This window comes from Micromonospora cathayae (genome assembly GCF_028993575.1).
GTDB lineage: Bacteria > Actinomycetota > Actinomycetes > Mycobacteriales > Micromonosporaceae > Micromonospora > Micromonospora cathayae.
Genome location: NZ_CP118615.1, coordinates 5,837,495 through 5,860,605, shown reverse-complemented (window position 1 = coordinate 5,860,605; position 23,111 = coordinate 5,837,495). Strand labels below are relative to the sequence as shown.

Below are 23,111 nucleotides of genomic sequence, written 5' to 3'. Positions count from 1 at the left end.
GATGTGGTGTGCCGCAGGCGTATCACAACCTGCCGCGTGGTTGCCGGCGACGTCCGTCGGGTGGAATGGCATCCATTCCGGGCAATGCCAGGTGGTTGTGGCTCTATTCGGGTAAGGCGATTCGGCGGTGCAGATGCTGCGCCCGGATGGCGTGTGTGATCGTCATCACACCCATGGATGACCATGGATTTGCTTCGTCTCTGCCGGCTAATGTGGCACCCCTGCGAACGAATCCCCTCGTCGGATTCGGAGGTGCGGTGACGGTGCCGCGACCTCCCCGGCCCGGAGGACGGCACCAGACCGGCATCCGTCGACGGCCAGCGCCGGTACCCCCGCTGGCCCGCCATTGTCGACACCCATGGCCGGTCGCACGAAGGCGCATCGCGAGGCGAGCCGCGCGGAGTGCCTGCGGTTCCAGCAACGAGCACCGGACCGACCTGCGGCCGACGTCGCTGGTCGAAGCGATGAACGACCCGTCCGGACACGAACATCGGCCACGAAACGGGGTGTGTATGGGGCAGAACCACGCCGACACGGTGCAGCGGTACTACGAACTCGTCGACGCCGCCGACTACGACGCGATCTTTCGGATGTTCTGCGACGACGTGGTGTACGAGCGCGGTGGCACCGAAACCATTGTCGGACTGGACGGACTCATCCGCTTCTACCTGACGGATCGGCGAATCGCCGCAGGGCGGCACTCGGTGGAGTCGATCCTCGCGGACGACGACTGGGTAGCCGCCCGCGGGGTCCTCGACGGCCGGCTCAAGAGCGGTGAGCTGGTGACCGTCAGGTGGGCGGACTTCCACAGGTTCCGGAACGACAAGATCTGGCGGCGGTACACCTACTTCGCCGACCAGCCGGTGTGACGGGAACCTGACCCGGCAACCCTGCGTCGACGCGCACCCGCCAATGCCGGCGGCGGATGGCCTGCCCGGCGGCGGCGGCCGGAGCACCTCGGCCGTACCGGTGGGGGGAGCCGGGCTGCATCGACCGCGAGCCGCCCGAATCGGCGCGTTTCGGCGCGGCGGCGGCGTGGGTACCGGGGCCACACCACCCTGGAGGCTCCGATGACGCAGACCCCTGCCGACCGCTTCCCGACCCGACACCTTCCCGGCGTCACCGTCCGGGACCTGCCCCCACCGCCCCGGTCGACTTGGAAGGTCATCGGCCCGGGGGTGATCGCCGCCGGGGTCGGCCTGGCGTCGGGGGAGTTCATCCTCTACCCGTACATCGCCTCGCAGGTGGGGTTGGTCTTCCTCTGGGCCGCCGCGGTGGGGCTGATCACCCAGTGGTTCCTGAACATGGAGATCGAGCGGTACACGTTGGCGACCGGTGAGACCGCGCTGACCGGGTTCTCCCGGTTCTGGCGGCACTGGGGGCTGGTCTTCGCGGTCATGACGTACTTCGCCAACCTCTGGCCCGGCTGGGTGTCCAGCTCGGCCACCATGGTCACGTACCTGCTCGGCGGCGGGAACGTCACCTGGATCGCCGTCGGCATGCTGCTCGCCATCGGGCTGACGCTGACCCTGGCCCCGGTGGTCTACACCGCGCTGGAGCGGGTGGAGTTCCTGAAGGTCGGCCTGGTGGTGTTCTTCGTGGTGGTGGCGGTGTTCTTCGCGATCTCCGCCGACGCCTGGGGGGAACTGCCCCGTACCGTCACCGCACCGGACTTCCCGGTCGAGTTGGGATTCGCGCTGATGCTCTCCGCGCTGGTCTTCGCCGGAGCCGGCGGCGGCCAGAACCTGGTGCAGAGCAACTGGATCCGGGACAAGGGCTTCGGCATGGGCGCGTACGTCCCCCGCCTGGTCAGCCCGGTCACCGGCCGCAAGGAGGCGGCACCGGACGCGGCGGGCTTCGTGTTCGAGCCGACCGAGGAGAACCTGCGTCGGTGGCGCGGGTGGTGGCGGCTGGCCAACCGGGAGCAACTGGTCACCTTCGTGCTGATCTCCTTCGTCACCATCACGCTGATGTCGATGCTGGCCTACTCCACCGTGTACGGACAGCCGGGACTGGCCAACAGCGTGGACTTCCTGGCGGTGGAGGGGGAACGGCTCAAGGAGCTGGTCGGCGGCTGGTTCGGCGTCCTGTTCTGGATGATCGGGGCGTTCTCGCTGTTCGCCGCCGCGATGGGCATCGTGGACTACACCAGCCGACTCGCCGCCGATGTGCTCGCCACCTCGTACCTGCGCCGGGTCTCGGAGAGCCGGATCTACTTCGCTCTGGTCTGGGGCCTGGTCGGGCTGGGCTGCGCGATCCTGTTGGCCGGCTTCGCCCAACCGCTGGTGCTGCTGGTCATCTCGGCCTGCGTCGGCGGACTGATGATGTTCATCTACGCCATCCTGCTGCTGGTGGTCAACCGTCGGGTGCTGCCGGAGCAGATCCGCCCGCGCGGTTACCGGGTGGCGGCCCTGGTGTGGGCGGTGGTGCTGTTCGGAGTGTTCTCCGCCCTCACCATCTGGCAGCAGGGCGGGAAGCTGCTCGACTGGTTGAGCTGAGCCGTCCCGCTCCCCGGTGGGCGGTGGCAGGCCGAGCGCCAGCCCGTGTCGACGGGCTGGCGCTCGGAACTGCGAAGCACCGGGCCGGGCCCGAACCGGTCAGGTGACGTCGGATTCGACGTACCGCCCGACGGCGGCCAGCGGCCCGGCCGTGGGGTTTCAGCCGGCGACGACGTCCTCGACACCGCCGAGCCGGGCGACGACCTCCTCGGCACCGCCGAAGGCCACGACTTCTTCGGCACCGCCGAAGGCCACAACCTCTCCGGCGCCGCCGAGCCGGGCGATGACTTCCTCGGCACCGCCGAAGGCCACAACTTCCTCGGCGCCGCCGAACCGGGCGATGACTTCCTCGGCACCGCCGAAGGCCACGACTTCCTCGGCACCGCCGAACCGGGCGACGACCTCTTCGGCACCGCCGGCGACGACCTCGTTCGTCCGTTCCAGGGTCAGGGTGGCCATGAAGGTTCTCCTCTCACTCGTATCAATTACGCGAATGCGATGACCATGAGGGTGGCGGGATCGTTTCAGCATGTCAAGGAGCGAAAGGAAAAAGGGAATCCCTGCCGGTCGGAGGTAATCAGATCACCTACTTAAACAGCTCATCTCGGATATATAGTGACGGCCCACCGGGAGATCCGACAAAGGCTGATAACGGATCCCCGGCCCGGTCGGCTGCTGACGTCCGGACATCGGGGAGTCGTCGTCCGAAGGGGAACCGGCGGGCCGGCGTCCGCTTGGGCTGTGGTTACCGTACGACCGGCCCTCCATGCCGTAACTGACGGTTGTCGTCGACCGCCACCGTTGAGCACGTTCGGTCAGCGCGACGACCTGGCGGAGGAATGGCAGAAAGAACGGTTCTGGCGTACTGGCGGTGGTCGGGACTGTCCGTAGTGGTTGGTGGTGAATAGGCCAGTTCGGTGTTCCGGGGCTCCACCGGTGCTGACGTCCTGGTGGGGCGGAACCGGCCGGCGGATGTGCCCGGCCGTAATCCAGGACCGATGCGGATCAGGGGTCAGGGGTCAGGGGATCGGGTCGCGGGGACCCGGCCAGGGGGGGTGCGGGGACCACCCGGTCACGGGTCGCACGGGTCACGGGGGTGCGGGGACCCGGGTCGCGGGGGCCGGGTTGCGGTCACGGGTCGCGCGGTCGCGGTCGCCGTGTGGCGAGTCGGGCGTGCCGTCGGTGCACCACAGTCTGCAACAAACCTGCACATCTCAAGCCTTGCATCTCAGGTAAACGCTTTCCTAGCCTAAGGTTTCATCGATGTTTCGGGCCGTCGGCCGGGCCAGGGACGCATAGACGGGGCCGCGCGGTGCCGCGCCTGCAGGGCGGCGCTCCGCCGTGGCCCTTCCTGAGGAGTGCGACAGTGCGAACCAGATCAAGATCCCAGCTTCTCGCCGGCGGCGTCGCCCTGGCGGCCGTCGCCACGGCCGTCGTGGCGCTGCCGATGGTCCAGGTGTCCGCCGCGAGCGGCCCCAACCTCAGCCTCGGAGCCGGTGCCGACGGATCGAGCAAGGCCAGCGGAACCAGCTACGGCAACGTGCTCGACGGCAACCTGAGCACCTACTGGTCACCTGCCGGCTCGACCGGTCGCATCTCGGTCAAGTGGGGCTCGGCCACCACGGTGTCCGCGATCACCATCCGTGAGGCGTCCGGCGCTGTCGGGGCCATCGGATCCTGGCGGGTCGTCAACAACGACACCGGTTCCGTCCTGGCCACCGGCAGCGGGGCGGGTGCCATCACCTTCGCTCCGGCCACCCTCAGTAAGATCAACTTTGAGATCACCGGTTCGAGTGGCACCCCGCGGGTCGCCGAGTTCGAGACCTACGCCTCGGCGACGACCCCACCCACGACCGCCCCTCCCACGACCGTGCCGCCCACGACCCCGCCGGGGACCACGCCTCCGCCCACGACCCCACCGCCGTCGGGCAACGTCCTGTACGCGGCACCGGGCGGTAGCGACAGCGCCTCCGGGACGGAGACGAACCCGACCACGCTCACCTCCGCGATCACCCGCATCGGGGCCGGCGGGACGATCTACCTGCGCGGCGGCACCTACCGCTACTCGCAGACCGTCACCATCGGCCAGGGCAACAACGGCACGTCGAGCGCCCGCAAGAAGCTGTTCGCGTACCCGGGCGAAACCCCGGTCCTGAACTTCTCGGCGCAGAGCGAGGACCCGGCGAACCGTGGACTCGTCCTGGGCGGGTCGTACTGGCACGTCCACGGCCTGGTGGTGGAGCGCGCCGGTGACAACGGCATCCTCCTCGCCGGCAACAACAACATCGTCGAGCGGGTGATCACCCGCCACAACCGGGACTCGGGGCTGCAGCTCTCCCGCCTGGTGGCGGACGCGCCCAGGGACCAGTGGCCGTCCAACAACCTCGTGTTGAGCACGGTGTCGCACGACAACGTCGACTCCGACGGTGAGGACGCGGACGGCTTCGCACCGAAGCTCACCGTGGGACCCGGCAACGTCTTCCGCTACACGGTCGCCCACAACAACATCGACGACGGCTACGACCTCTACACCAAGTCCGACACCGGACCGATCGGGGCGGTGACCATCGAATCGTCCCTCGCCTACGGCAACGGCACCCTCAGCAACGGTGGACAGGCCGGCGCGGGCGACCGCAACGGCTACAAGCTCGGCGGCGAGGACATCGGGGTCAACCACATCGTCCGGGGCAACATCGCCTACGACAACGGCAAGCACGGCTTCACCTACAACCGCAACCTGGGCACGATGCAGGTGTCGAACAACGCCAGCGTCGGCAACACCGAACGTAACTTCACCTTCGACGGCGGCAGCTCGGTCTTCCGCAACAACACCTCGTGCGACGGCGGATCGAACGACAAGATCATCGGTAACTCGGACAGCTCGAACCAGTTCTGGTCCGGCTCCAACGGCTCCCGGTGCGCCCAGTACTCCGGGGCGCTGGGCTGGTCGTTCGCCTCGGACGGCCGGCTCGTCGTGACGTTCGGCGGCCGGGTGGTGACCCCCTGACCGAAGCCACCCGGGTGCTCTCCGACGAGGCCACCGCCCCGACGCCAGGGACGGTGCCGTGACGGTGACGCCGGCACCACCGACCCGGTGGTGCCGGCGTCACCGCTGTCCCTCCGGCAGCCGGTGTCTCCCGGGCAGCACGTCGAGGCGGACGGTCGCCGCCCGGCGCGACGCACCGGCCACCACCGGCCCGATCGTCGGGGAGGTGGCTAGACCGTCGCCAGGATCGCCGCCAGCTCCGCCGGACGCGTGATCATCGGCCAGTGGCCGGAGTCGATGTCGACCAGGTCGACGTGTCTCGCCCGGGCCAGCTCGGGCACGTCTCCCGCGGCGATCCACTCACGTGCCTGGGCCGGCGTGAACTCGGGGCACACCACCACGACGGGTACGTCGAACCGCCGCTCGTCGGTCAGCCGCACCACCCCCCTGGCCACACCCACGGGTACCGGGACCGCCGCCGCCGCGAACGCCTGCCGCGCCGGCTCGTCCAGGTCCGCCGCGTCCGCCCCGTCGAACGGCTCCCAGCCGGGGAACGGCATCACGCCGTCGACGATCGGGAAGAGGTCCGCGTACGGCCGCCCGTCGCCCCACGGGAACCCGCCGATCAGCACCACCCTGGTCACCCGGCCGGGCCGCGCGTCGGCCGCCATCCAGGCCAGCGTGCAGGCGGCGGAGTGCCCCACCACCACCGAACCGCCGGGCCCGGCGTCCACGGCGGCGAGCACCGCGTCGACCTGGTCGGCGAGGGTCGCCGAGGTACGCCCGTCGCCCTGACCCGGCAGGGTCACCGGTACCGCGTGACGGCCCCGTTCCGTCAGTTCGGCCGCCACGCCGCTCCACGCCGACGCGTCCAGCCACAGCCCACCCACGAGCACGATCTGTTCTCCGGTCATGCGATCAACCTAGAGCCGATTCCGGACGATCGGCTTCCGGTACTCTGCACCTCGTGTCGACCGGTCCGAGCCCGACCGCGCGGGCCCTGCGCGCCCTCGAGATCCTGCAGGCCCGTCCCGGCACCACCGCCGACCAGCTCGCCTCGGCCCTGGGCGTGACGGAGCGGGCCGCGCGGCGCTACGTCGGCATCCTCCGCGAGGCCGGCATCCCCGTCGAGTCGGCCCGTGGCCCGTACGGGGGCTACCGGCTGGGCCGGGGCACCCGGCTGCCACCGGTCTACTTCACCGAGGAGCAGGCGCTCGGCCTGGTGATGGCCGTCCTCGACGGGCAACCGGCCGCGATCGACGCCGACGACCTGGTCGGCTCGGCGCTCGGCAAGGTCATCCGGGCCCTCCCCGAGCGCGTCGGACGGCAGGCGGCGGCGCTGCGGGCGCACGTCTCGGCCGCCCCGGACCGGCGCGCGGCCCGCCCCGATCCCGCGATCATGAGCGCGTTGGTCGCCGCCGTCGCCGACCGGCGTCGCGTCGTGGTCACCTACCGGAGCGAACGCGGCGAGGAACGGGACGCCGAGGTCGACCCGTGGGCGGTCGTGGTGCGGTACGGCCGCTGGTACCTGCTGTGCCATTCCCATCGCGCGGAAGCGGTCCGTACCTACCGGATCGACCGGATCCGGGCCACCCGGCGCACCCCGCACGGTTTCCCACCGCCCGACGACCTGGATCCGGTCGCCGCCGTCGAGGCGAACCTCGGCACCGGCTGGAGGTACCCCACCCGGGTGGTGTTCGACGCGCCACGGGAGAAGGTGGCACCGTGGATCCGCCCGCCGATGGGCCGCCTCGAGCCGGCCGGCGACCGGTGTGTGCTGGTCGGCAGCACCCGGAATCCCGCGATGTACGCGCAGGAGTGGCTCGCCACCGTACCGTTCGACTTCGTCGTCGAGGAGGGCGCCGAACTACGCGCCGCGGTGGCGGCGGTCGCGGCCCGTTTCGGCGCGGCGCTCCCGCCCGCGCCGGAAACCCCACCCGCGCCGGAGCCGGCCGGCACCGCCGTCGGCCGGCTCGCGGTGTCCGGCACACCGCCGGCGCTGCTACCGGCGGGTCGTCCCGCCGATCCGGCTCGACCCGACCACGCCGTGCCGGCCGAGGAAGTCGAGCCACCGGTCGATCTCCTCGATCTCCTCGGCGGCCCGGTGCAGTCCGGCCGGGGTCCGGCCGGTGATGATCCCGGTCACCCCGAAGGCCAACGGCAGCGACACGCACCGGGCCATCGCGCTCTCCCGGTCGTCGCCGACGACGTCGAGTAGGTACTGTCCGGACCAGGTCCCGCCGTGCGCCGCGTGGACGTCCAGGGTGACCGCGAGGACCAGCCGGTCCCGGTCGTCCCCGGTCATCGGGTACCGGTCACCGAGGTCGTCGGCCAGTTTCCCGATCTGCTGCGGGTCGCCGGCGCGCAACGTCTCGAAGACCGGTGCCCACGCGTCGCGCCAGCCGGCGAGCCGCAGGGTGCCGCGGATGAACGTCTCCGGCCGCCAGTGCGGTGGCAGGGCGTACTGCCGGAGAAAGGGGACGCTGTCCCGGTTCGGGTACGCCTCGAAGGACTCGCCGGCCACCAGGTGCGGGCGGGTGGCCTCCCAGGGGTGGGCGACGACCCGTTCCACCCCGGCTTCGATGTACCGCCCCGGTGCCCGCAGCGCGGTCAACACCGCCCGCGGCGACCAGCTGAAGCGGTACCGGAAGTCGTTCGGGACGGCCGGCAGGCCACCGCAGTAGGAGGTGAAGGCGACCGTGGCGGGGCCGTCCCCGAGTTCCGCCCGTGCCTGCGCGACGAGCTTGTGCGCGAACAGGTGGTCGATGCCCGGGTCGGCCCCCGATTCGGCGAGGACCACGATGCCGTGGCGCGCCGCCGCCGCGGACTCCGCGGCGATCGGCTCGGAGACGTAGCTCGAACAGGCGAAGTGCGCCCCTGAGGCGAGGCAGAGCCGCAGCAACGCCGGATGGTGGTCGGCGGGCAGCATGGACACCACCACGTCGCCCGGTTCCAGTGCGTCGGCCAACGCGTCACCGTCCAAGGCACGCGGGGTGGCCCGGCCGGCGAGGCCGAGCGCGGCCAGCCGTTCCTCGGCACGCTCGACGGTACGGTGCCACAACAGGACCTGGTCGGCCTGGTCGCACAGCACACCCAGGCCACTGCCGGTGGACAGCCCCGCGCCGACCCAGTGCACCCGACCACTCGCCGGGATCCGTTCAGCCATCGACTTCCTCCACTTCGATTCCGTACGTCCGGCAGGTCTCCCGGTACACCCGTTCGCACCGCCGCCAGGTCGCCGCGGTCGGACCGGCCAGCGACAGCAGGTGCGGCAGCAGGTCGGCCGAGAAGGCGTCGCTGGCCTCGCGGGGCAGCAGCGACGGCAGGTTGTCCACCGCGATGACGTCCAGCACCGGCCCGGTGGCGCGCAACCGGAGGACGGGCTGGTCCCAGGTGGAGGTCCGGTCGTAGATGGGCAACGTGTTGTACGGCGAGCCGACGTCGCAGGTGACGTCGGCGACCAGGGTCAGCCGCCGGTCCGGGCGGTCGACGTCGGCGGTGGTGAGGAACGGTTCCACCGGGCCGGTGCTGAGCACGGTGTTGACCAGCAGATCGTGGTCGAGCAGCGCGGCCCGGTCCAGGTTCGTCGTCTCCGCCAGGTCCCAGCAGGTCGGGGTGATCCCGGCGACGGCCAGGGCGGACCGGGCGCCCCGCCCGCAGCGGCCGAGGGCGCCGATGACCAGGGCCCGGGGCGGTTCGCCGGTCTTGGCGCTGCGGCGCAGCCTCTCGTCGAGGTCCGACCGCCGCAGCGGCGCCAGCGGGACGTCGAGTTCACCGGCCAGGTGCAGCACCCCGAGGGCGGCGCCGAGGTAGCCGGCCCAGTAGCCGAAGGCGGCGAGGCGGCGTCCGTCGTCGTCCACGAGGTATTCGAGGTCCAGTAGCGCGCCATCGCCGGCGGCGAAGCGGCGCAGCAGTTCCGCCGCGCCGCGTTGCCCCTTGTAGGCGTGGCCGAAGTAGACGTGCCGGTGGGTCAGCGCCGCCGGCTGGTCGGGGAGTTCCTTCAGCCCGACGACGACGGTGTCCGGGGGCGCGTCGGGCCAACTGCCCGCCGGTGCCCCGGTGCAGCCCGCGTCGAGGTACTCCCGCAGCGGGAAGATCCGCTGTGGTGACTCCTCGACGGTGACGTCGAGACCGGCGGCGACGAGCCGCCGTGCGTCGTCGGGGGTGACCGGCGTGCGACGCTCGGTCGATCTGGTCTCGTGGCGGACCCACAGTCGTACGGTGTTGCTCATCAGACCTGCTCCTGCCGCGTCTGCGCCGCCAGCATCGCGTTGACGGCGGCGGCGTCCTGTACGCCGAGGCCGACGCTGTTGTAGTAGACGATGGTGTGCCGGTCGGCGCGGGCCTGCCGGCCGTTGGCCACCACGTCGCCGAGACCGATCAGCGTATCGGGGGCCAGGTCGCCGGCGGCCACGGCACCCACGACGGGGCCGGCCTGGCGCAGCCCGGTGGGAACGTGGTCGACGACCACCGCGCCGGCCCGTCGCACGAGGGCCCGGTCCACTTCGGACCGGTCCGGCGCGAAGGAGCCGACGCTGACCACGGTGGCCCCGTCGGTGACCCACTCGCCCCGCAGCACCGGGGTGCTGCTGGTCGTGCAGGTCACCACGATCTCGGCGGCACCGACCGCCGCGGCGGCGGAGGGTGCCGCCGAGACCGGCACCGGCACCTCGGGGGCGAGCCGGTCGGCGGTTTCCGCGGCCCGGCCCGGCCGATGGTCCCAGAGCAGCACGCGGGACACCCGCCCGGCGAGCGCGCGTACGTGCGCGCGTCCCTGCACGCCGCAGCCGAGCACGGCGAGGGTCCGCGGGCCGGGCGCGGCGAGGTGGTCCACCGCGACGGCGGTCGCCGCCGGGGTGCGCAGGGTGGTGACGGCCTCACCGTCGAAGGCGGCGATCAGCTGGCCGGTACGGGGGTGCAGGGCCAGGATCTGGGCGTGCACGCTCGGCAGGCCGAGCCGGCTGTTGTCCGGGGCGACCGCGCCGAACTTGCACACCGCCGGCGTCCCGGGACGTAGCCGGGCCGCGTAGCAGAAGGCGAGCGCGTCCCCGTCGGTACCGGCGAGGATGAGCCGTTCCGCCAGGTCGGCGAGGCCCGATCCGAGGCAGTGGAACGCCTCCCGTTGCGAGTCGTAGGCGGTCTGCGGGTCGAGGAGCCGCTCGATGGCGGTGGCGTCGAGGAAGCGCATCGGTCGGGCCTTCTACACGACGTGGAGTTCGGGACGGGACAGCTGGTCGGTGAAGCGGCGCAGGGACAGCGCCGAGAGGTCGAGTTCGGGTTCCCGGTCCAGGGCGAGGTCGGCGAGGTACTCGCCGATGCCGGGTGCCTGCTGGAAGCCGTGCCCGGAGAAGCCGGTGGCGTAGAGCAGACCCGCCGGTTCGTCGCACCGTCCCACCAGGGCGTTGTGGTCCGGACTCATCTCGTACAGGCCCGACCAGGTGTTCGCCACGCCCAGGTCGGCGAGGAAGGGCAACCGCTGTACGGCGACCGGGGCCAGTTCCTCGGGTGTCGCCCAGGGCCCGCCCACGATCAGGCCGGCACCCTCGCGGTGGAAGTAGAGCCCGGTGGCGAAGTCGATGGTCAGCGGCGTGCGCTCGGGCAGTCCGCCGTCGGAGGCGACGTAGTGCACGAAGCGCCGTTCGGCCGTCACCGGCAGGTCGATCCCGGCGGTGCGGGCCAGTTCCGGGGACCAGACGCCGCTGGCGAGCACCACCAGGGGGGTGGCGATCTCGCCCTGTGCGCTGCGTACGCCCACCACGCGACCGTCCCGCACCAGGATCTCCCGGGCCGCCTCGTGTTGGACGATGCGCGCGCCGAGCCGGCGGGCGGCTGCGGCGTATCCCTGGACGACGGCGTGCGGGGTGGCGAGCCCGTCGATCGGGCAGTACGTCGCGGCGGACAGGCCGTCGGGGCTCGTGCCGGGGACGTGTCGTAGCGCCTCGTCGACCGGCACGATCCGGGCCGGCACGCCCATCGACTGTTGCAGTCGCAGCGCGGTGCGGAAGTGCGGCTCCTCCTCGGCGCGGAGGAGGAAGAGGTAGCCGGTCTGGCGGAACCCGATGTCGATGTCGAACTCGGCCTGGAAGCGCTGGTATGCGTCGATGCAGCGCAGCGCGAGCCGGATGTTCACCTCGTCGGAGAACTGGGCCCGGAAGCCGCCGGCCGCGGCGGCCGTGGAGCCGCTGCCGAGGGTGTCCCGCTCCAGCAGCACCACGTCGCGGGCGCCGCGGGCGGCGAGGTGGTAGAGCGTGCTGACTCCGATGACGCCGCCGCCGACAACCACGGCGTCCGCTGATCGCACCATTCGCAGGCATCCAAACCTTGAGGGACGCGTCCGCCGGGATTCGAGGAAGATCACCATTGCTCCGGACGCCAGGGAACGTTCACGCTTTGAGCCGGGGTGTCGCCATCCACCAGCATCGGATCAGCGGGTCCACCGACACTGTAGGTGATATTGGACGGGCCACAGACTACACGGACGTTCGTCAATGCATCAACCCGACCTCGCGGCCCGATGAAGGGCTGTCTGAACCGGTCCACCGGGGCCTGGCCGGCGCTTCTTGATCGACAGATTGTCGCGGGTTGACAGCGCACTGTCCGGTCTGGATAGTGGTGGGCGGCAAGAGTCACGGGGAGGTAACCTTGCGTAGTTTATCCGAGTCGCACGGGGTGGCTGACCCGCCTGCCCTGCGGCACAGATCGGCTGCCTGAGCCCTGCCCTCCCGCCGGCAGGTGGCCTTCCGCAGGCGGAAGTACGCATGATTGCCGCACTTCATCACGCATGGCCCGAGTAGGGCGCCAGCTCACCTGACTGCATGATCAAGGTGGGCGCCGAAGCGTGCTCCAATGCGTGGATCAGCAGTTCTGTACGTCTTTGTCGCGCGTTTTACCGGCGTTGGTAATCCGCGTGACGGTGCATGGTGCGAGATCAACGGCTGCACGTATCTGCCCATTCCTGCAATCACGACCGACGGAGGCATCGTGAGCATCGAGAACACCATCCGCAAGATCATGGAAACCGATCTCTTCGTCGAGACGCCGGCGGATCAGATCGACCTCGACGGCAGCCTGCGCAACGTCTACGGGCTGGACTCCCTCGGGTTCGTCGAGCTGCGGGTCCAGTGCGAGGACCAGTTCGGGGTCCAGATCTCCGACGAGGACTTCACGCCCGAGGCGTTCCAGAGCGTACGCACCGTCGCCGACCTGGTGCGTCGTCTCCAGGGGGTCGCCGCGTGACCGAGCGGCTGAGCGCCGACGCCCTGTCGATCCTGCTCCAGGGCCGGGACATCCACCTCAACCACTACGGCACCCACCGGCAGCCCTTCGCGGTCCTCGGCGGCCAGGGTGTGCACCAGCGCCTGGCCGAACTGGAGGGCGAACGGGCCGGAACCACCTTCGACGTGATCGACGCCAGTGGCGGGTACGCCAGCGCCTGCCTGGGCGCCAACCACCCGGCCGTGCGGGGCATCCTCGACCGGGCGCTCACCGACGTGGGGTACGCCACCGACGAACTGGGTTCGCTGGAACGGTCCCACCTGCTGTACGAGCTGTTCGGCCCGGGTGGGCTCTGGGCCGACACCTTCCCGGGCGACGCGTACCACGTCAGCGGACGCAACTCCGGCTCGGAGGGGATGGAACTGGCGCTCCGGATGGTGCTGGAGTCCCGGTTCGACCAGCGCACCCTCCGACCGGTCCCCGGCAAGGAGGAACGCGACATCATCGTGGCGTTCGAGGGCGCCTGGCACGGGTGGACCAGCGGCCTGGTGCCGTTGCTCAACCGACGCCACTACCGGGTCGGGCTGCCCGCCCAGGAAACCGGGAAGCCGTACGGGGTGACCGTCGAACACGTGCCCTTCGGCGATCCCCAGGTCCTCGCCGACTACTTCGGTGACCGGGGCCACCGCGTGCTCGCGGTGGTGGTGGAGGCGATCCAGGGCGACGCGGGCATCCTGCTGCCGCCGCCGGGCTACCTGCGCGGCCTGGCCCGGCTCTGCGGCAGCCACGGTGCCCTGCTCGTCGCCGACGAGGTGCTCACCTTCGCCAAGAGCGGCGCCTTCTTCGCGATGACCGACGACGACGGCCCCGTCCCGACCGACATCACCGTCATCGGCAAGAGCGTCGGCATGGGCGTGCTGTCCACCTCCATGGTGATCGCCCGCCGGTCGCTGACCGTCCGCTCCTCCGGCGCGGTCGCCACCTCGGACCTGCGTCCACTCACCTGCGCCGTCCTCCGCGACGGCATCCAGCTGATGGTCAACGACAAGCTGCTGGAGCACTCCGCCACCCTCGGCGAGCAGTTGGGCGAACTGTTGCGGCACCGGCTCGTGGACCGCTTCCCCGAGCTCTACCGGGAGGCCCGCGGCGTCGGGGTGATGCACGGGCTCGAACTGACCGAGGCCGCCGCGGCCCGCCTGGACGACCTGCGCCGGCACGTGATCCGGTCCGGCGCGTACGTGGAGTTCATGGCCGGCGCGGGCCGCCGCTCGCGCGGGCAGCGGTACGTGTTCCCCACCATGCGGATCGCGCCGCCGCTGGTGACCACCGGCGACGAGGCCGAGCAACTGGTGGACCGCATCGCCGAGGGCTCGCGGCGGTTCCGGGAGGCGTCGGCGTGAGCCTCGCCGCCCCGACCGTGTGGCGGGACGTGTTCCGCCGGGTCGAGCACGCCGACACCGACGCGGCCGGCGTCGTGCACTTCGCCCGGTACGCGTCCCTGCTGGAGACGGCGGTACTGGAGAACCTCGAACACGTCGACGCCGGGATCCGCCGGCTGGAACGGGACGGCCTGGACCTGGCGGTCGTCGAAGCGCGGATGCGGTACTCGGCCGCCGCCCGCTTCTACGAGGAACTACGGATCAGGGTACGACTGGACCGGCTCGCCGGGGCGTCCTGCCAGTTCGCCGGCGAGATCTGCCGCACCGCGCCGGGTCCCGAGACGGTGCTCGCCACCGGCGCGCTGACGCTCTGCGCGGTGAACCGGGCCGACGGCGCGCCGACCGCCCTGCCGCGATGGCTTCGCGACAACCTACGCACCTGCGGAAACGGAGACGGCAATGGCTGAACTCACCGACACCTCGATCGGCTTCACCGAACTCAAGCAGTGGCTGCGGCACCGGCACCCGATGATCTACATCGACCGGGTCGTCGAGCACCGGCCGGGCGAGTACCTGCGGAGCCTGATGTCCGTCTCCGGCACGATGGAGGCGATCGCCGGCCACTTCCCCGAGCGCGCGGTGTTCCCGGGCAGTCACCTCATGCAGGCCTTCGCCCAGTCGGGGATCATCCTCTACCAGCTGAGCACCACGCCGTTGCTGGACAACGAACTGACCCTCATCGGCTCGGTCCGCAGCCGGTTCATGCACGTCGTGGTCCCCGGCGACCAGGTGCTGTTCGACCTGCGCGTCGAGCGGCTCTACCGCAGCTCGTTCCACTTCTCCTGCAAGGCCACGGTGGACGAGAAGCCGGTGGCGGCGTTCCGGGGCTCCCTGGTCCGGACGAAGGTCGAGGAACTGGGACGCCAGCTGTGGTGATGACCCCGGTCATGGTCACCGGAGCGGCGTGGGCCACGGCGCTCGGTACCGGTCTGGACGAGGTGTGGGGGCACCTGCTCGCCGGTCGCACCGGCATCCGGCCGGTGCCCGCCACCCACGGGTTGCGCAACCTGCTCGCCGCCCCGGTCACCTGCCTCGACCTGGCCGAGGAGCACGCCCAGAGGCAGGTGGCGCTCGCCGGTACGGTCCTGCGGGACGCGCTCGCCCACGCGAAGACCCCGGCCGACGCCGACCCGCTGCTGGTGCTGGGCACCAGCTACGGTGCCCACCTGGACGACGGGAACACCGTCGACCTGCAGGCCTGGGCGGTGGAGGTCGCCGCCCGGGCCGGGATACGCCGGCCGCCGGTCTCGCTGTCCACCGCCTGCTCCTCGGGGTCGGACGCCGTCCTGGTCGGCGCCCAACTGATCGAGGCGGGTGTCACCGACGTCTGTGTCTGCGGCGGCGTCGACATCCTGACCCCGGCGAAACGGCTCGGGCACAGCGCGCTCGGCACCATGTCCCCGACCCTGCTGCGGGCCTTCGACGAGCGGGCCGACGGCACGCTGCTCGGCGAGGGCGCGGGCTTCCTCGTGCTGGAGTCCGGGGCGAGGGCGCGGCAGCGCGGTGCACCCGTGCTCGCCGTGTTCAGCGGCGGCGGATCGTCCAACGACGCCGCCGGGATGACCGCGCCCGACCCGACGGGCGACGGTGTCGTGCTCGCCGCCGAGCGGGCGCTGGCCGCGGCGGGACGCAAACCCGACGACGTGGCGGTGGTCAACGCGCACGGGTCGGGCACCCCCACCAACGACGCGGTCGAGGCGCTCAGCCTCGCCCGGCTGTTCAGCACCGGTCACCGGCCGGTCGTGTTCGCCACCAAGGGCGCTTTCGGGCACAGCCTCGGCGCCACCGGCGCGGTGGAGGCGATCGCGGTGATCCTGGCCCTGCGGGACCGCCGGGTACCCCCGGTCCACGGGCTGGCGCAGGTGGCCGGGGCGCTGCCGCTGCCCCTGCCGGCGGGCGGGCCCCGGCCGATCGGCACCGGCGTCGGGTTGAGCCTGACGCTGGGCTTCGGCGGCTTCAACACCTGCCTGGTCTTCGAGGAGGCGGCGGCCGATGTGGGCTGAACTCACCGGGGTCGACGTGGTGGCCACCGGCCGGGCCAGCAGCACCGACCTGGCCGGCACCGGCCGCCGCGCGGTGTCCTTCTACGCCGACCCGGTCGCCTGGCTGGTGGTCGAGGCGGTACAGGCCGCGCTGGCGTCCGCCGGGGTGCCGGTGACCGACGCCGTGGCGGAGACCGGGATGCTGTGCGCCAGTACGACCGCCACCCGGCACACCATGCGGACGGTCGCCGCCGGGGCCGCCCGGGGCCGGGTGTCGCCGCTGCGGTTCGCCGGAGCCAACCCCGGTTCGCTGGCCGGACTGCCCTGCATCGTGTTCGGGCTACGCGGGCCGAGTCTGCTGCTCACGATGCCACCGGAGACGGCCCGACCGGTCATGGCCACCGTCGCCGACGCGTGGCTGCGCCACGCCGGCTGCCGGTACGTCATCGTCAGCGAACACCAGGCACGTGCCGACGAGACCCACTCCGTGACGTGTCTCGTCGTGCGTCGACACAGGAGCTGATCACCATGGAAGGCATCGGCCTGCCCGGGACAGTGCAGGACGTGGAGCGGTACCTGTCCACCACCGTCGAGCTGGAGCCGTCACCGGGTGACGACGTCCCGCTGCGGCAGATCTCCCGGGAACTGCTGGCCCTGGGCCTGGCACCGGGCGAGCCGGTGCTGATCGCCCTGGCGAACGGCAAACCGTTGCTACGCCGGTTCTTCGCCGTCCTGGCCGCCGGTGGGGTACCGACCATCCTCCCGCCGGCCGTGCCGTCGGCCCGGCTGCACCAGATCGCCGGGCACCTCGGCGCGCGGACCGTACTGGTACCCCGTACCCAGGCGGCGGCCCACCGTCCGGTCGCCCGCCGGCCCGTCGGCACGACGGAGGCGCTGCTGCTCAGCGGCGACCCCGGCCGGCGGTACGAGCCCGGCGACGTCATCATCCTCACCTCCGGTACGTCCGGCGTCTTCAGCGGTTGCCGCCACCGGCTGTCCTCGCTGGTCCGTAACGCCCGCCGGCACGCCGCCGCGATCGGCCTGCGGTCGGGCGACACCATGCTGGTCAACCTGCCGCTCAACTTCTCCTACGCGCTGGTGGCCCAACTGCTGGCGGGCCTGGTGACGGACACCCGGCTGGTCGTGACAGGCCCACCGTTCACCCCGGCGGCCTACACCGCCGCGGTGACCGAACACCAGGTGACCTGCTCGTCGCTGACCCCGCACATGGTCCGCACGCTGCTGGGCAGCCCCTGGAAACCGCCGGAGACGCTGCGACTGCTCACCGTCGGCGGGGACGCGTTGGAGCCGGACGTGACCGCGCAGCTCCTCGACCGGGCGCCCGGGATGGAGCTCTACCTGACCTACGGACTGACCGAGGCCGGCCCCCGGGTCAGCACGCTGGCCGCGCACCGCGAGCCGCCACACCGGTACGGGTCGGTGGGCCGACCGCTGGCCGGGGTCGAGGTGTCCCTGCGGGCCCCCGACGAGCACGGGGTGGGCGAGTTGCAGGTCACCTCGGACACGGTGCTCCGCGAGAAGGTGGGCAGCACGGACACCCGCAACGGCAGCCGGCTCGTCGCGCCGGGCGTGATCGCGACCGGTGACCTGTTCCGGCTGGACGCCGAGGGCTACCTCTACTTCCAGGGACGGCTGTCGGACATCGCGGTGCTCAAGGGCAACAAGGTGTCGCTGGCGTCGATCCGCCGGATCGCCAACACGCTGCCGGGGGTGGCCGGCTCCGCTACCTCCACGTACCGGGCGGAGGACGGTGAGACCCGGCTCAACCTGGACCTCTACCTGCACGACCTCGCGCCCGGCGAGGTGGCGCGGACGAAGCGGGCGCTGCTCGGGCAACTGCTCCGCTTCGAGCGACCGGACCGGATCACCGTCCGACCGGCCACCGAACGAGGACCCAAGTAGGGTGCGGCTGTTCTGCCTGCCGCATGCCGGGGGCTCCGCCGGGACGTACCGACGCCTGCTCGGCAACCGGGTCGCCGGGGTGCGGGTGACGGCTCTCGAACCGGCCGGGCGGGGCACCCGGTCCCACGAGCCGCCGTACCGCACGATGCGGGACACCGCGGACGACCTCGGCGACCGGGCGGCCGACGTGCTGGCGGCCGACGACCAGGACGGGTACGCGCTGCTCGGCCACAGCCTCGGCGCGCTGCTGGCGCTCGAGGTGGCGCACCGGCTGACCCGGCTGGGCCGGCCCGCGCCCCGGCTGCTGGTCGTCTCCGGCCGTAACCCGCCGCACCTGGCCCCGGAGGCCACCGACCTGCACCGCACGGACCTGTCCGACGAGGACCTCTTCGCCCGGCTGGTGGCGATCGGCGGTGCCACGGCCCGGGCCTCGGGGCCGCTGATCTACCGCACCTTCATGCCGGTGCTCCGCGCCGACCTCGTCCTGGCCGGCAGCTACCGGGCACCGGCCGGCCGGCACCCGCTGGACTGCCCGCTGCTGGTGCTCTACGGCCGGGGCGACCCGCTCACCTCGGTGGCCGCGCTGCGGCAGTGGCGGGACTATACTTCCGGACCGTATCGCTTCCGGTCACTCTCCGGTGGTCATTTCTTCCCGATGGAGCGTCCCGGGGATTTCGCCGCAGTGGTCGAGGAAGGGTGTGCCGCGTTGCCGGGGAGGAGAATCCGATGAGCCGCACCGTGTGGCGGGGGAGCGCACTGGTGGCGGTGTCCGCGGCGGGCTTCGGGCTGATGCCCGTCTTCGCCCGGTACGCCTACTCCGCCGGCCTCACCGTGTCGACGCTGCTCTTCCTGCGGTTCGCGGTCGCCGCCACGCTGCTCTTCGGCTACCTCGCGGTCCGGCGCCGGCTGCCCCGGCGGGTCACCGCCCGGCAGTTCGGCGCGCTGCTGCTGCTCGGCGCGGTGCTGTACGCGTTGCAGTCACTGTTCTACTTCTCCGCGGTGGAGCACATCTCGCCGGCTCTCGCCGTGCTGCTGCTCTACCTGTACCCGGCCTTCGTGCTGCTGTTGTCGAGCGCCCTCGGCCGGTACCGGCCGCCGCTGGCGGGGGTGGTCGCGATCCTGCTGTCCCTGGCCGGCATGGCGCTGGTGCTGGGTCGGCCGAGCGCCGCCGTCAACCTGGTCGGCGTGCTGTACGCCGTCGGCGCGGCCGGGGTCTACGCGGTCTACATCGTGGTGGGTGACCGTACCTCGGCCGGCCTGCCGCCGCTGACCACCAGCGCCTTCGTCGCGTCCTTCGCCGGTACCTCCTTCCTGGTGGTCGGGACCGGCACCGGCGAGCTGCGCTTCGGTTTCCCCGCCCACGCCTGGCTACCGGTCCTCGGGGTCGCCGTGGTGTCCACCGTGGTGGCGATCGGCGCGTTCTTCGCGGGCATGGCGGTCATCGGCCCCACCCGGGCGTCGATCATGAGCATGGTGGAGCCGGTCGTCAGCATCGGCGCGGCCTGGGTGCTCCTCGGTGAGGCGATGACCCCGTGGCAGGCGCTGGGCGGTGCCGTGGTGTTGGCCGGGGCGGTCTGGGGGGTGACCGGAGCCGTCGGCGGTGGCACCCTCGCCGAGCCATCGGAACCGGCGACGCCCGCCGACGACCCGGGCGCGGCGGCGCAGGGCCGCCCGGCCAGGACCTCCGCGTAACGCGGCAGCGGCGACGGCCACCTGCCGGCCGCACACCCCGGTGGGCAGCCGTCACCCGCTGCGTCGTGCCCCGACGACATACCGTCCCGAATCTGATAACCTTCTTTACAGTTCTGGGAGGTGGCGGGCACGGATGGCGATGGTCCTCGGGCACCCCGGCTTCCGGCGGCTGCTGATCGGCCAGTCGGTCTCCAACTTCGCCGACACCGCCCTCTACCTGTCCCTCGGCATCTGGGCCAAGGACCTGACCGGAAGCAACAGCGCCGCCGGTGCCGTGTTCCTGGCGCTGGCGGTCCCGGTGCTGTTCGCCCCGGCGGCCGGGATCGTCGTGGACCGGGTACGCCGCCGGCCGCTGCTCGTGCTGACCAACCTGCTGACCGGTGTGGTCGTGCTGAGCCTGCTGCTGGTGCGCGGCACGGACCAGCTGTGGATCCTCTACGGCGTGGCGTTCCTGTACGGCTGCTCGGCGTTGTTCGTCGTGGCCGCCCGGTCGGCGATGCTCAAGGAACTGGTGTCCGACCAGGACCTGGCGCCGGCCAACGCCGCCCTGCAAACGGCCAGCCAGGGCATCCGGGTCCTGTCCCCGCTGATCGGCGCCGGGCTCTACGCGGCCTTCGGCGGTACGGCGCTGGCGCTGTTCGTGGTCGTGCTGTTCGTCGTCGCGGCGGCGGTCCTCGGCTCGATCCGGGTGCACGAGACCGAGCCGGAGCCACGCGTCCCGTTCCGGCGGGACTTCCTGGCCGGCTTCCAGCACATCCGGGCGGTGCCGCTGCTGTCGCGGGTCACGCTCGCCGGTGCGGCCGCCTGGGCGGTCCTGGGCTTCTTCGAGACCGTCATCTTCGCCGTCATCGAGTCGGGCCTGCACCGCCCGCCGTCGTTCTTCGGAGTGATCACCAGCATCCAGGGCGTCGGGGCCGTCCTGGGCGGCCTGGTGGCGGCGCGGCTGAGCCGGCGGGTCGGTGACGGCCGCCTCGTCGCCCTCGGGCTGGCCGCGTTCGGCGTCGGCAACCTCGCGCTGGCGGTACCGTCGCTGGCGGTGGTGGTCGCCGCCTCGGTGGTCAACGGCGCGGCCATGGTCTGGTTCGTGGTGGGTTTCACCACCGCGATGCAGACCCACACGGCGACCCGGATGCAGGGCCGGGTCAACGCGGCGTCCACCATGTTCGTCCTGATCCCCAACACGGCGTCTATCGCGCTGGGTGCCGCGCTCATCTCCGTGTTCGACTACCGCTCGCTGCTCGCGGCCACCGCCGTGGTCACCCTCGCCTGTGCCGTCGCGCTCTGGCGCGGCACGTCCCGCACCGGGTACGCGCGACCGCCCGGACCGGAGCCGGACGCCTTCGGGTCCGGCGCTGCGGGGTCACCCGGTGTCCCGCCCGTCGGTCGGCGGCCGGCCGACGGGCAGGTCCACCGGGACCGGGTGGAGCTGGACGAGGACGTGCGACGGTGATCCGCCGGGCGTAGGGGGCGGTCAGCAGCCGAGACGCCTGGTGGAGAGCGCGACGTCGTCGATCCAGAGGTCGAACTCGCCCGGCGTGGTGCCGCCCTGGTAGAGCTGCCAGCCGATCTTCACGGTGTTCACCGTGGGCAGCACGAACGGCACGTCGTTGCCGCCGTGGTCGGTCGTGGAGGCGGTCAGCTCCGGGTTCGCCACGCCGTCGATCCACACCACCACCCGGTTGTCCGCCGGGTCGAGCTGCCACTCGACGCACTGCCAGGTGTCCTCGACGACCGGGGCGGACTCCCGCCAGTTGGTCCAGTCGCCGGTCGGCCCGCCGTCGGCGCCGACACCCCAGAAGGTGCCGGGTACGGTCGGCGCGTACTGGCCGCCGATCGGACGGACGATCTCCGAGCTGCCGGTGCCGGTCGCCTCGACCAGCGTGAAGTGCGCCCAGTCGGGGGCGGTGGGGAAGGCGTCGACCCGCAGCCGCATCCGGCCGTAGAAGCGGTTGCCCGGCGCGGCGAAGTCGTCGACCCGCAGGAAGGCCCGCCCGTTGTCGACGGTGTGGACGTGCAGCACCTGGTTGCCGTGCCGGGCGCGCTCGACGGTGAGCGTGCCGTGGCGGGTGTCGACGCCCCAGTCCAGGCTGCTGGGGCCGCCGCGCGGCAGTCGCTCGAAGTCCTCGCAGAAGAGCAGGCCGCGGGTGCACGAGCCGTGGTGGGTGCCACCGGACGCGCCGGCCGGCACGCTACCGGCCGTGGCACCGAGCATCAGGGCGGCGGTGACCGCCGCGAGGAAAGTACGCATGGTCGTCCTCCGTCTGGTAGCGCTCCCACGCCCGTTCCATAGATGTATAGCAAACTCTTGATGCCTCCGTCCGCCGCCCCGGGAGTCCGACGGTGTCCGCCGGAACGCGGGGTGTCCGGGCAGGCGCGGTTGTGACAGGCTGGGCGGCATGACGGACCCCGACACCAAGGCGAACCTCCATCGGTACCTGCGGGAGGCGCGCGCGGCGCTGCTCGGGAAGCTCGACGGGTTGTCGGAGTACGACGTACGGCGTCCGCTCGTGCCGACCGGCACGAACCTGCTCGGGCTGGTCAAACACGTGGCCTCGGTGACCGCCGGCTATTTCGGCGAGGTGTTCGACAGGCCCTTTCCCGAGCCGGTCGCGGGCCTGGCCGAGGACGCGGAGCCGAACGCGGACATGTGGGCCGCGGCCGACGAGTCCCGCGACGACGTCGTCGGTCTGTGGCACCGCGTCTGGGCGCACGCGGACGCGACGATCGAGGCGCTCCCGATCGACGCGCCCGGCTCGGTGCGGTGGTGGGGCGACGCCCCGGTGACGCTGCACCTCGTCCTCGTGCACATGCTCGCGGAGCTGAACCGGCACGCCGGGCACGCCGACATCGTCCGGGAACTGCTCGACGGCCAGGTCGGCTGGCGGCGGCCCGGAGACAACATGGTCGAGGGCGACGAGGCGTGGTGGGCCGCCTACCGCGAGAAGCTGGAAGCCACCGCCCGTGGTTTCGCCTGAGGACGAGGTGGCAGCGCCACGTGGAGGCGCAACCAGCATCCGCCAGGCGTCGGTGACGAGTTCGTCGAGTCGGTCGACGTCCACCTGTTCGAGTCGCAGCATGACCAGGGGCAGTCCGTCGTAGCCGGGGGTCTTGGTCACCACGCCCCCGTCCGACGTCGCTGCCCCCGGTGCTGCCGCGCCGGCCCGGACGGCGGTCGATCGCCTCGACCGGTCCGGGACCGGGGCCGTCAGCCGCCCGGGAACTGGTCCGGGTCGACCGTGCTGGTGCTGGCGTTGCCGCCCACCACGGGCGTGAGGAAGATCGTCCACCCGCTGTACGTGCGCGAGGTGGTGGTGAACCGGTCCTGCCGTGGGGCGGCCGGCGCAGGTCCCACCCGCGCCGACCGCCCCGTCGCCCG

22 protein-coding genes and 1 pseudogene are annotated in these 23,111 nt (G+C 71.9%); 15 read left to right on the top strand and 8 right to left on the bottom strand.

The annotated features are described in order from the left end of the window. Window positions 1-512 precede the first annotated feature (512 nt). Entirely contained in the window at window positions 513-869 is a 357-nt protein-coding gene (locus tag PVK37_RS25765; protein ID WP_275030399.1) for a nuclear transport factor 2 family protein, read from the top strand. 201 nt (window positions 870-1,070) lie between these two features. Beyond that, window positions 1,071-2,498 (top strand): Nramp family divalent metal transporter, encoded by a 1,428-nt coding sequence (locus tag PVK37_RS25760; RefSeq protein ID WP_275030398.1) that lies wholly within the window; start codon window positions 1,071-1,073, stop codon window positions 2,496-2,498. A gap of 159 nt (window positions 2,499-2,657) precedes the next feature. On the opposite strand, the gene PVK37_RS25755 is transcribed toward PVK37_RS25760, so the two are convergent. Continuing rightward, the gene (locus PVK37_RS25755) at window positions 2,658-2,957 is read right to left on the bottom strand and encodes a hypothetical protein (RefSeq protein ID WP_275030397.1); all 300 of its coding nucleotides are present in this window, start codon (window positions 2,955-2,957) and stop codon (window positions 2,658-2,660) included. 907 nt (window positions 2,958-3,864) lie between these two features. On the opposite strand from PVK37_RS25755, the gene PVK37_RS25750 reads away from it, so the two are divergent. Further along, window positions 3,865-5,505, top strand: a complete 1,641-nt coding sequence (locus tag PVK37_RS25750; RefSeq protein ID WP_275030396.1) for a cellulose-binding protein — start codon at window positions 3,865-3,867, stop codon at window positions 5,503-5,505. A gap of 209 nt (window positions 5,506-5,714) precedes the next feature. On the opposite strand, the gene PVK37_RS25745 is transcribed toward PVK37_RS25750, so the two are convergent. Beyond that, window positions 5,715-6,398, bottom strand: a complete 684-nt coding sequence (locus PVK37_RS25745) for an alpha/beta fold hydrolase (RefSeq protein WP_275030395.1) — start codon at window positions 6,396-6,398, stop codon at window positions 5,715-5,717. A 53-nt stretch (window positions 6,399-6,451) separates the two neighbouring features. Here PVK37_RS25745 and PVK37_RS25740 point away from each other — a divergent pair. Continuing rightward, a pseudogene (locus tag PVK37_RS25740) lies at window positions 6,452-7,423 on the top strand (helix-turn-helix transcriptional regulator); the annotation flags it as partial. 63 nt (window positions 7,424-7,486) lie between these two features. Here PVK37_RS25740 and PVK37_RS25735 read toward each other — a convergent pair. Genes PVK37_RS25735 through PVK37_RS25720 form a run of 4 tightly spaced genes read right to left on the bottom strand, consistent with a single transcriptional unit; the run spans window position 7,487 to window position 11,788 of the window. Further along, window positions 7,487-8,650, bottom strand: a complete 1,164-nt coding sequence (locus PVK37_RS25735) for a saccharopine dehydrogenase family protein (RefSeq protein ID WP_275030394.1) — start codon at window positions 8,648-8,650, stop codon at window positions 7,487-7,489. Further along, window positions 8,643-9,716, bottom strand: coding sequence for a saccharopine dehydrogenase (locus tag PVK37_RS25730; RefSeq protein WP_275030393.1), 1,074 nt, complete (start codon window positions 9,714-9,716; stop codon window positions 8,643-8,645). The genes PVK37_RS25735 and PVK37_RS25730 overlap by 8 nt, the downstream gene beginning before the upstream one ends. Further along, entirely contained in the window at window positions 9,716-10,672 is a 957-nt protein-coding gene (locus PVK37_RS25725) for an ornithine cyclodeaminase family protein (RefSeq protein ID WP_275030392.1), read from the bottom strand. Before PVK37_RS25725 ends, PVK37_RS25730 begins: the two co-directional genes overlap by 1 nt. A gap of 12 nt (window positions 10,673-10,684) precedes the next feature. Further along, entirely contained in the window at window positions 10,685-11,788 is a 1,104-nt protein-coding gene (locus PVK37_RS25720; protein ID WP_275030391.1) for an NAD(P)/FAD-dependent oxidoreductase, read from the bottom strand. A gap of 677 nt (window positions 11,789-12,465) precedes the next feature. On the opposite strand from PVK37_RS25720, the gene PVK37_RS25715 reads away from it, so the two are divergent. From PVK37_RS25715 to PVK37_RS25670, 10 genes are all read left to right on the top strand, one after another. Beyond that, entirely contained in the window at window positions 12,466-12,720 is a 255-nt protein-coding gene (locus PVK37_RS25715; RefSeq protein ID WP_275030390.1) for an acyl carrier protein, read from the top strand. Continuing rightward, window positions 12,717-14,099: an aminotransferase class III-fold pyridoxal phosphate-dependent enzyme gene (locus tag PVK37_RS25710; protein WP_275030389.1), complete on the top strand. Its 1,383-nt coding sequence runs from the start codon at window positions 12,717-12,719 to the stop codon at window positions 14,097-14,099. Before PVK37_RS25715 ends, PVK37_RS25710 begins: the two co-directional genes overlap by 4 nt. Next, window positions 14,096-14,545, top strand: coding sequence for an acyl-CoA thioesterase (locus PVK37_RS25705; protein ID WP_275030388.1), 450 nt, complete (start codon window positions 14,096-14,098; stop codon window positions 14,543-14,545). Before PVK37_RS25710 ends, PVK37_RS25705 begins: the two co-directional genes overlap by 4 nt. After that, window positions 14,538-15,014: a 3-hydroxyacyl-ACP dehydratase FabZ family protein gene (locus tag PVK37_RS25700; protein WP_275030387.1), complete on the top strand. Its 477-nt coding sequence runs from the start codon at window positions 14,538-14,540 to the stop codon at window positions 15,012-15,014. The genes PVK37_RS25705 and PVK37_RS25700 overlap by 8 nt, the downstream gene beginning before the upstream one ends. Beyond that, window positions 15,014-16,141 carry a beta-ketoacyl synthase N-terminal-like domain-containing protein gene (locus PVK37_RS25695; protein ID WP_275030386.1) on the top strand — a complete coding sequence of 376 codons (1,128 nt, stop codon included), beginning with the start codon at window positions 15,014-15,016 and terminating at the stop codon, window positions 16,139-16,141. The genes PVK37_RS25700 and PVK37_RS25695 overlap by 1 nt, the downstream gene beginning before the upstream one ends. Continuing rightward, window positions 16,131-16,643, top strand: a complete 513-nt coding sequence (locus tag PVK37_RS25690; RefSeq protein WP_275030385.1) for a beta-ketoacyl synthase N-terminal-like domain-containing protein — start codon at window positions 16,131-16,133, stop codon at window positions 16,641-16,643. The genes PVK37_RS25695 and PVK37_RS25690 overlap by 11 nt, the downstream gene beginning before the upstream one ends. Before the next feature lie 5 nt (window positions 16,644-16,648). Then, window positions 16,649-18,043 carry a class I adenylate-forming enzyme family protein gene (locus PVK37_RS25685; protein WP_275030384.1) on the top strand — a complete coding sequence of 465 codons (1,395 nt, stop codon included), beginning with the start codon at window positions 16,649-16,651 and terminating at the stop codon, window positions 18,041-18,043. Between the two features lies 1 nt (window position 18,044). Further along, entirely contained in the window at window positions 18,045-18,773 is a 729-nt protein-coding gene (locus tag PVK37_RS25680) for a thioesterase II family protein (RefSeq protein WP_275030383.1), read from the top strand. Beyond that, window positions 18,770-19,735 (top strand): DMT family transporter, encoded by a 966-nt coding sequence (locus PVK37_RS25675; protein WP_275030382.1) that lies wholly within the window; start codon window positions 18,770-18,772, stop codon window positions 19,733-19,735. The genes PVK37_RS25680 and PVK37_RS25675 overlap by 4 nt, the downstream gene beginning before the upstream one ends. Before the next feature lie 133 nt (window positions 19,736-19,868). Next, a complete protein-coding gene (locus tag PVK37_RS25670) occupies window positions 19,869-21,185 on the top strand; it encodes an MFS transporter (protein ID WP_275030381.1) in 1,317 nt (438 codons plus the stop codon). A 21-nt stretch (window positions 21,186-21,206) separates the two neighbouring features. On the opposite strand, the gene PVK37_RS25665 is transcribed toward PVK37_RS25670, so the two are convergent. Then, a complete protein-coding gene (locus PVK37_RS25665; RefSeq protein ID WP_275030380.1) occupies window positions 21,207-21,983 on the bottom strand; it encodes a hypothetical protein in 777 nt (258 codons plus the stop codon). A gap of 148 nt (window positions 21,984-22,131) precedes the next feature. On the opposite strand from PVK37_RS25665, the gene PVK37_RS25660 reads away from it, so the two are divergent. Then, window positions 22,132-22,710, top strand: a complete 579-nt coding sequence (locus PVK37_RS25660; RefSeq protein ID WP_275030379.1) for a DinB family protein — start codon at window positions 22,132-22,134, stop codon at window positions 22,708-22,710. A gap of 230 nt (window positions 22,711-22,940) precedes the next feature. Here the strand turns inward: PVK37_RS25660 and PVK37_RS25655 are convergent, their stop codons facing one another. After that, window positions 22,941-23,087 carry a hypothetical protein gene (locus tag PVK37_RS25655; RefSeq protein ID WP_275030378.1) on the bottom strand — a complete coding sequence of 49 codons (147 nt, stop codon included), beginning with the start codon at window positions 23,085-23,087 and terminating at the stop codon, window positions 22,941-22,943. Window positions 23,088-23,111 lie beyond the last annotated feature (24 nt).

Coding starts and splice junctions, on each gene's coding strand:
- PVK37_RS25765 (WP_275030399.1), top strand. CDS start 513: ATGGGGCAGAACCACGCCGACACGGTGCAGCGGTACTACGAACTCGTC.
- PVK37_RS25760 (WP_275030398.1), top strand. CDS start 1,071: ATGACGCAGACCCCTGCCGACCGCTTCCCGACCCGACACCTTCCCGGC.
- PVK37_RS25755 (WP_275030397.1), bottom strand. CDS start 2,957: ATGGCCACCCTGACCCTGGAACGGACGAACGAGGTCGTCGCCGGCGGT.
- PVK37_RS25745 (WP_275030395.1), bottom strand. CDS start 6,398: ATGACCGGAGAACAGATCGTGCTCGTGGGTGGGCTGTGGCTGGACGCG.
- PVK37_RS25735 (WP_275030394.1), bottom strand. CDS start 8,650: ATGGCTGAACGGATCCCGGCGAGTGGTCGGGTGCACTGGGTCGGCGCG.
- PVK37_RS25730 (WP_275030393.1), bottom strand. CDS start 9,716: ATGAGCAACACCGTACGACTGTGGGTCCGCCACGAGACCAGATCGACC.
- PVK37_RS25725 (WP_275030392.1), bottom strand. CDS start 10,672: ATGCGCTTCCTCGACGCCACCGCCATCGAGCGGCTCCTCGACCCGCAG.
- PVK37_RS25720 (WP_275030391.1), bottom strand. CDS start 11,788: ATGGTGCGATCAGCGGACGCCGTGGTTGTCGGCGGCGGCGTCATCGGA.
- PVK37_RS25700 (WP_275030387.1), top strand. CDS start 14,538: ATGGCTGAACTCACCGACACCTCGATCGGCTTCACCGAACTCAAGCAG.
- PVK37_RS25695 (WP_275030386.1), top strand. CDS start 15,014: ATGACCCCGGTCATGGTCACCGGAGCGGCGTGGGCCACGGCGCTCGGT.
- PVK37_RS25690 (WP_275030385.1), top strand. CDS start 16,131: ATGTGGGCTGAACTCACCGGGGTCGACGTGGTGGCCACCGGCCGGGCC.
- PVK37_RS25685 (WP_275030384.1), top strand. CDS start 16,649: ATGGAAGGCATCGGCCTGCCCGGGACAGTGCAGGACGTGGAGCGGTAC.
- PVK37_RS25675 (WP_275030382.1), top strand. CDS start 18,770: ATGAGCCGCACCGTGTGGCGGGGGAGCGCACTGGTGGCGGTGTCCGCG.
- PVK37_RS25670 (WP_275030381.1), top strand. CDS start 19,869: ATGGCGATGGTCCTCGGGCACCCCGGCTTCCGGCGGCTGCTGATCGGC.
- PVK37_RS25665 (WP_275030380.1), bottom strand. CDS start 21,983: ATGCGTACTTTCCTCGCGGCGGTCACCGCCGCCCTGATGCTCGGTGCC.
- PVK37_RS25660 (WP_275030379.1), top strand. CDS start 22,132: ATGACGGACCCCGACACCAAGGCGAACCTCCATCGGTACCTGCGGGAG.